This window comes from Mesorhizobium sanjuanii, assembly GCF_002529485.1.
GTDB classification, from domain to species: Bacteria; Pseudomonadota; Alphaproteobacteria; order Rhizobiales; family Rhizobiaceae; genus Mesorhizobium; species Mesorhizobium sanjuanii.
On the sequence record NZ_NWQG01000164.1, the window covers coordinates 1 to 6,970 of the forward strand.

8 protein-coding genes are annotated in these 6,970 nt (G+C 62.7%); all 8 read right to left on the reverse strand.

All coding sequences use genetic code 11. The features are described 5' to 3' along the window. On the reverse strand, positions 1 to 233 hold a 233-nt coding region (locus CN311_RS22590), incomplete at its 3' end, for an ArsR/SmtB family transcription factor (RefSeq protein WP_097575918.1). Positions 234 to 382: 149 nt separating this feature from the next. After that, positions 383 to 1,111, reverse strand: coding sequence for an arsenical resistance protein ArsH (gene arsH / locus CN311_RS22595; RefSeq protein WP_097575924.1), 729 nt, complete (start codon positions 1,109 to 1,111; stop codon positions 383 to 385). A 94-nt stretch (positions 1,112 to 1,205) separates the two neighbouring features. Then, positions 1,206 to 1,628, reverse strand: coding sequence for an arsenate reductase (glutaredoxin) (gene arsC / locus CN311_RS22600; RefSeq protein WP_097575919.1), 423 nt, complete (start codon positions 1,626 to 1,628; stop codon positions 1,206 to 1,208). Further along, positions 1,625 to 2,734 carry an ACR3 family arsenite efflux transporter gene (gene arsB, locus CN311_RS22605; RefSeq protein ID WP_097575920.1) on the reverse strand — a complete coding sequence of 370 codons (1,110 nt, stop codon included), beginning with the start codon at positions 2,732 to 2,734 and terminating at the stop codon, positions 1,625 to 1,627. Before arsB ends, arsC begins: the two co-directional genes overlap by 4 nt. A gap of 17 nt (positions 2,735 to 2,751) precedes the next feature. Next, a complete protein-coding gene (locus CN311_RS22610) occupies positions 2,752 to 3,258 on the reverse strand; it encodes an arsenate reductase ArsC (RefSeq protein WP_097575921.1) in 507 nt (168 codons plus the stop codon). 13 nt (positions 3,259 to 3,271) lie between these two features. Continuing rightward, a complete protein-coding gene (locus tag CN311_RS22615) occupies positions 3,272 to 3,604 on the reverse strand; it encodes an ArsR/SmtB family transcription factor (protein WP_097575922.1) in 333 nt (110 codons plus the stop codon). A gap of 139 nt (positions 3,605 to 3,743) precedes the next feature. Continuing rightward, a complete protein-coding gene (locus tag CN311_RS22620; RefSeq protein ID WP_097575923.1) occupies positions 3,744 to 5,234 on the reverse strand; it encodes an efflux transporter outer membrane subunit in 1,491 nt (496 codons plus the stop codon). An 11-nt stretch (positions 5,235 to 5,245) separates the two neighbouring features. Then, a partial coding sequence (locus CN311_RS22625) for an efflux RND transporter permease subunit (RefSeq protein WP_208866557.1) occupies positions 5,246 to 6,970 on the reverse strand: 1,725 nt, incomplete at its 5' end.

A 6,970-nucleotide genomic window follows, 5' to 3' on the forward strand; every position in this document is an offset into this window, starting at 1 on the left:
GGATAATTGGCGCGGCAGATCAGCGTCGTTGCCTGCCGTTCCTGGGTGACCAGGCCGGTCAGGATGAGCCGGTGGAGATGATGCGACAGGGTTGACGCGGCGATACCCAGCGTCTCTTGCAGATATCCGACCGGTCGCCCGGCCTCGCCTGCCCTGACCAGCGCGCGATAGAGGTTGAGCCGCGTCGGATTGCCGAGCGCCTCAAGCTGTTTTGCTGCTTGTTCGAGTTTCATGGAAGTAAGCTAGCGCCGAAACGGCAGCGCGTCAATGCTATTTCGAAAATTCTCGAAATAGCCGTATACTGGTATCCAGCCGCACTGCTTGTGAGGCCTGTCAGGATGATTGTGCATTCAGCCACGACGCCGGAGCCGGCGCATCCGCCTCAAATCGACCGCTGGCTGACCCGTTTGGCGACCTCTTCGGCGCTTTCGACGCGCTCGGAATAACGATCCGTCAGATAGTCGGACCGATCGCGCAGGAGCAGCGTGAACTTCATCAGCTCCTCCATCACGTCGACGATCCTGTTGTAATACGCAGACGGCTTCATGCGGCCAGCCTCGTCGAACTCGTTGAAGACCTTGGCCACCGACGACTGGTTGGGGATGGTGACCATCCGCATCCAGCGGCCGAGGATGCGGAGCTGGTTGACGGCGTTGAAACTCTGCGAGCCGCCGGAAACCTGCATGACAGCAAGCGTCCGGCCCTGAGTGGGCCGCATTCCGCCCAGCGATAATGGCAGCCAATCAATCTGCGCCTTCATGATACCGGTCATCGAACCGTGGCGTTCGGGCGAACACCAGACGTGACCTTCGGACCACAGCGACAGCTCACGCAACTCCTTCACCTTAGGATGATGGGCAGGCGCCGAATCCGGCAACGGCAGACCGGCAGGATTGAAGATACGGACTTCGGCACCGAGCCAGGTCAAGATACGTGCAGCTTCCTCAGTGGCCAGCCGGGAATAAGAACGCTCCCGCAAGGAGCCGTAGAGCATCAGAATTCGAGGTTTATGAGCCGCGACGGGCACATTGAACAGCGCCGATTCATCAATCGCCGGGAACTGCTCCATCTGGATGTTCGGAAGGGACCCTGCGTGGTCGGCCAGTGTCATGATCCAAGGCTTCTTTCGTATTTCGAATTTCATCGAAATAGATAGGTACAGCTCGTCACGGTGTCAAAACAAATTTCGAAAAACGTCGAAATACCTAGACGACGCGCTTACCCTTAGCGTCGATCACCACTTCGCCGTCCTCCTTGGTAAACGGCCCGATATCGCGATTGGGCAGGATGTCGAGAACCGCTTCCGAAGGCCTCGCCAGAATGGTGCCGAGCGGGCTCACCACGATCGGCCGGTTGATCAGGATCGGATGCGCCAGCATGAAGTCGACGATCTCATCGTCGCTCCACTTCGGGTCGCCGAGATCAAGTTCGGCATAAGGCGTACCCTTTTCGCGCAGCAATTCGCGCGGCGTCATCCCCATTGCCGCGATGAGCTCGACCAGCCGTTCTCGCGACGGCGGGTTTTTCAAATACTCGATCACCTCCGGCTCTTCGCCGGACTGCCGGATGATGGCGAGCGTGTTGCGCGAGGTGCCGCAGCCGGGGTTGTGATAGATGGTGATTGTCATTGCGCGGCCTTTTCCGTCGACATCGTGCTCCTCACTGCGGCGCCCTGCTCGTACCAGCCTCTGCTTCGGTTCACGATCCACACGACCGACAGCATGACGGGCACCTCGATAAGCACGCCGACAACCGTTGCCAGCGCGGCGCCCGAGTTCAGACCGAACAGCGCGATGGCGGCGGCAACGGCCAGTTCGAAGAAGTTCGACGCCCCGATCAGCGCCGACGGCCCGGCGACGCAGTGCCGCTCGCCGGACATGCGGTTGAGGAGATAGGCAAGTCCGGAGTTGAAATAGACTTGGATCAGGATCGGCACCGCCAGCAGCGCGATCACCAGCGGCTGGGCGATGATCTGCTCGCCCTGAAAGCCGAACAGCAGCACCAGCGTCGCCAGCAGCGCGAACAGCGACCAAGGCTGCATCCTGGCGAGAAGCGCATCGAGCGCGGCCTGCCCCTTTGTCGCCAGCAGCCGGGCTCGAACGAGTTGCGCGACGATGACCGGCAGCACGATGTAAAGCGCGACGGACAGCACCAGCGTGCCCCACGGCACGGTAATTGCCGAAAGACCGAGCAGCAATCCGACGATGGGCGCGAATGCGACAATCATGATCGCATCGTTCAGCGCGACCTGCGAAAGCGTGAAATTCGGCTCGCCGCGCGTCAGGTTCGACCATACGAACACCATGGCCGTACATGGAGCGGCGGCGAGAATGATCAGCCCGGCAATATAGGAATCGACCTGCGCCTCGGGCAGCAAGGGCCGGAACAGCCAGCCGACGAAGAGCCAGCCGAGCAGCGCCATGGAGAACGGTTTGACGGCCCAGTTGATGAAGAGCGTCACGCCGATACCACGCCAATAGGTTCCGACCTTGGCAAGCGAACCGAAATCGACCCGCAGAAGCATCGGAACGATCATCAACCAGATCAGCACGGCCACGGGAAGGTTGACCTTCGCGACCTCCGCCGCCGCGATCGCGCCGAACAGGCCCGGCAGCAGGTGGCCGAGCGCCACACCCGCGACGATGCACAAGGCCACCCAGACCGTCAGATATTTCTCGACGAAGCCAATGCCGGGACGCGGCGCATCGCCTGTATTCAGAACATGATCCGTCACGATACGATCTTCCTTCCTCAGCCGACCTTCGGCAGATTGCGGCCGATTTCATCGAGCCGCTTCTGCAGGGCGAGCTTGTCGATCTTGTTCATCGGCAGGCTGACGAAGATCGAGATCCGGTTGTTGAGCATGCGATAGGCCTCGGCGAAGGCCAGATGCTTTTCCGCGTCCGTGCCTTCGACGGCAGCCGGGTCGGGCACGCCCCAATGCGCTGTCATCGGCTGGCCCGGCCAGACCGGGCAGGATTCATTGGCCGCGTTGTCGCAGACCGTGAAGACGAAGTTCATCTCCGGCGCGCCGGCAACGGCGAATTCCTGCCAGTCTTTCGAACGGGCGAAGGACGTGTCGTGATTGAGGGTTTTCAAAAGCTGAAGGGCGAACGGATGAACCTCTCCCTTCGGGTGCGATCCGGCCGAATATGCCCTAAACTTGCCGGCTCCGACACGATTGAGGATCGCTTCGGCAAGGATCGACCGTGCCGAATTGCCGGTGCAGAGAAAAAGAACATTATATGGCTCGCTCATCACACATCCTCCTTCAACATTCGCAAGTGACAGCTTGAATGACGGGCCGGCACAGCTCCGGCGCGCCGTTGCAGCAATCTTCCATCAGATAGGCAAGCAGATCGCGAAAGCCGGTCATGTCGGCAACGTAGCGGATCGTCCGGCCCTGGCGCTCGGCGCGGATGAGGCCGGCATGGTCGAGCACCTTCAGATGCGCCGACATCGTATTCTGCACCGCATCGAGGCGCGAAGCGACCTCGCCGGCCGGCATGCCATCCGTGCCCGCCCGAACCAGCAAGCGAAAGACCTCCAGCCTGGTGTCCTGGCCGAGCGCTGCCAATGCAAGGAGGGCGGCTTTCTTGTCCATGTATCCATACATCCAGAGTTAAGGATATTTAGCACCAACATATGACAACTGTATGACGACAGGCAAGCGGCTCCCGATCCAGGCATCCGAATCTGGCTGCCCCCGTGGTGAATGCAAGGGTCGATTCTCGGCCTGGGCCTCAGGTCTTCGACGCCAGGCGCGGACCAGTCTTGACATCGATGATCTCGGGCTTGGCTGCATTGATCGTACCGTCCCAGCCGCCGCCGAGCGCCTTGTTGAGCGCGATGTAGTCGGTGGCGATGGCGATGCGGCTTTGCAGCAGATCGTCCTCGGCCGAGTATAGCGAGCGCTCAGCGTCCAGCACCTCGAGAAGGCTTGTCTCCCCGGCCTTGTAAAGCGCGCCTTCAAGGTGTGCCGCGTCTGCGTAGGATTTCGCGGAGGAAGCGAGCTTGCTGTTCCTGATGCGCTCCTGGCATAGCGCAACGAGCGCGTTTTCCACATCCTCGAGCGCCGTCAGCACGGAGGCCTGGTAGGCGATGAAATATTGATCGCGCTGGGCTTTGGCGACATCGATGGCCGCCTTCAGCTGACCGGCATTGAACAGCGGCACGCTCAGCGTCGGCCCGAACGACCAGCCGATCGAGGAGTTCTTGCCGAGATCGCCGAGCTTGAAGGCTGACGTGTCGATGTCTCCCGTCAGGCTGACCGAGGGATAGCGCGCCGCCTCGGCCTGGCCGATCTTGGCGGTATATTGCGCGTATTGCCGCTCGGCCATGCGCACGTCGGGGCGGGCTAGCAGAATGTCGGCCGGAATCCCGGCCGGGATCGGCAGGCGCGGCGTGGGAATCGGCGCGCTGCGCCTCAGCCGCTCGTTCAAGGCGGAAGGCGGACGGCCGGTGAGCACCGCAAGGCGATGCACCGCTTCGGCGTAGCCTGCTTCCAACGAGGGAACGTCTGCCTCGGTGCTGCTTGCCTGTCCCATCGCCTTGGCGACATCGGCCGCTGTCGCCGTGCCGGCTTGCGCCATGGCGCGGGTGAGCACCGCCGTTTGCTTTTGCGAGGCGGCTGCGCGCCGGGCGAGCTGAATGCGAGCCTGATAGCCGCGCGCCTGCGCATAGCTGGACGCCACGTCGCCGACGAGCGTCAGCAGCGTCGAGCGCAGCTCCTCCTCGGAGGCGTCCAGCCCATAGCGCGCGGCCTCGACGCTTCTGCGGTTGGCGCCGAACAGGTCGAGTTCCCAACTGGCGTCAAAGCCGGCCTGGTATTGACTGTAGGCATCGCTGGCAGTTCCGCCCGATGCGGTCGCAGCCGTCTTGTTGCGTGTGGCGGACGCCGAGCCGTCGGCGGACGGGAACAATGTTCCGGCGCTCTGGCGATAGCTGGCGCGCGCCTCGCGGATCCTGGCCTTGGCGGTAGCGACATCGAGATTGCCGGTAACCGCTTCCTCGACCAGCGTGTTCAGCTGAGGATCGCGCAGCCGCTGCCACCATTTCGACAGTTGCGCCGGCCTGGCGGCCTTTGCCGGCTTCTGGCCGCTCCAGTTCGCCGGCATCGGCAAAAGCGGCTTCTGATAATCCGGGCCGACGACGCATCCCACGAGCAGGACAGTGGTGAAAATCGGCACGACCGTCCGCCTCGCGGCCACCAAGCCACGTTCAAAACCTGTCATATGAAGAACCCTTATTGCTGGTTGGCTGTTACCGGTGGTGTTTCGCCTGTATCCTGCCCAGTATCCTGCTTGGCCGCCTTGCCCCTGAAGATGCGCCGCACCGTGACGAACAGCAGCGGCACCAGGAACACGCCGATCACCGTCGCCGCGATCATGCCGCCCATCACGCCGATGCCGACGGAGTTCTGCGCCCCCGAGCCGGCGCCGCTGGCGATCGCAAGCGGCGTCACGCCGAGGATGAAGGCCAGCGACGTCATCAGGATCGGCCGCAGCCGTTGCCGCGCCGCTTCCAGCGTCGCCTCGACGAGACCCATGCCGGCGGTCTGCCGCTCGATGGCGAACTCGACGATGAGGATGGCATTCTTGGCGGCCAGCCCGATCGTCGTCAGCAACCCGACCTTGAAATAGACGTCGTTGGTCTGGCCGAACAGGGTCGCCGCCAGCAACGCGCCAAAGATGCCGATCGGCACCGAGAGCATGACCGCGAACGGGATCGACCAGCTTTCATAGAGCGCGGCCAGGCATAGGAACACGACCAGCGCCGAAATCGCATAGAGCGACAGCGCCTGGTTGCCGGAAAGCCGCTCCTGATGCGACAATCCGGTCCATTCGTGGGAATATCCGGCGGGCAGCTGCGCCACCAGCCTGTCGATCTCGTCCATCGCGGCACCCGAACTGACGCCGGCGGCCGCCGCGCCCTGGATCTCGACCGCCGCCGAACCATTGTAGCGTTCGAGCCTGGGCGAGCCGAACGTCCAGTGGCTGGAGGCAAAGGCCGAGAACGGCACCATGGCGCCGTTGGAATTGCGGACTTGCCATTTCTCCAGGTCTTCCGGCTGCATGCGAAAGTTCGGGCCCGACTGCAGATAAACCGGCTTCACCCGTCCACGATCGATGAAGTCGTTGACGTAGTCGCTGCCCCAGGCGGTCGACAGCGTGTTGTTGATGTCGGCAAGGCTGACACCCAGCGCGCTGGCTTTTTCCTGGTCGATGTCGACCGAAAATTGCGGCTGGTCCTCCTGGCCGTTGGGCCTTGTGTTGGCCAGCAGCTTGCTCTGCCCGGCCAGGGCCAGAAGCTGGTTGCGCGTCTGGATCAGCGCGTCATGGCCGGCGCCATTGACGTCCTGCAGATAGAAGTCGAAACCGTTGGTGTTGCCGAAGCCCTGGATGGCCGGCGGAGCGAGCGCGAAGACCTGGGCGTCCCTGATCCTGGAGAAGGCGCCCATCGCACGGCCGGCGACCGCTTGCGCGGCCAAGGCGGGCGATTTGCGTTGATCGAAATCCTTCATTCGCACGAACGCAATGCCGACATTCTGCCCGGCGCCGCCAAAGCCGAAGCCTGAGGCGGTGAAGACCCCTTCGACCGCATCGTTTTCTTGCTTGAGATAGTGGTCGGTCACTTGGGCCAGCACGCGCTCGGTCCGGTCCTGCGTCGCGCCGACCGGCAGTTGCACGCTGGTGATCAGGATACCCTGATCCTCTTCCGGCAGGAACGAACTCGGCAGCCGCGCAAACATCCAGCCCATGGCAATGACGATGGCAAGGAAGACGACCAGGAAGCGCTTGCCCCGGTTGATGATGCCGTGCGAGCCGTCGCGATAGGCTGTTGTGCCGCGGTCGAAGATACGGTTGAACCAGCCGAACGGACCTTTCTGCGTCGCGTGGTCCTTGGGCGGCCGCAGGATCGTGGCGCAGAGCGCCGGCGTCAGCACCAGCGCGACCAGCACGGACAGCAC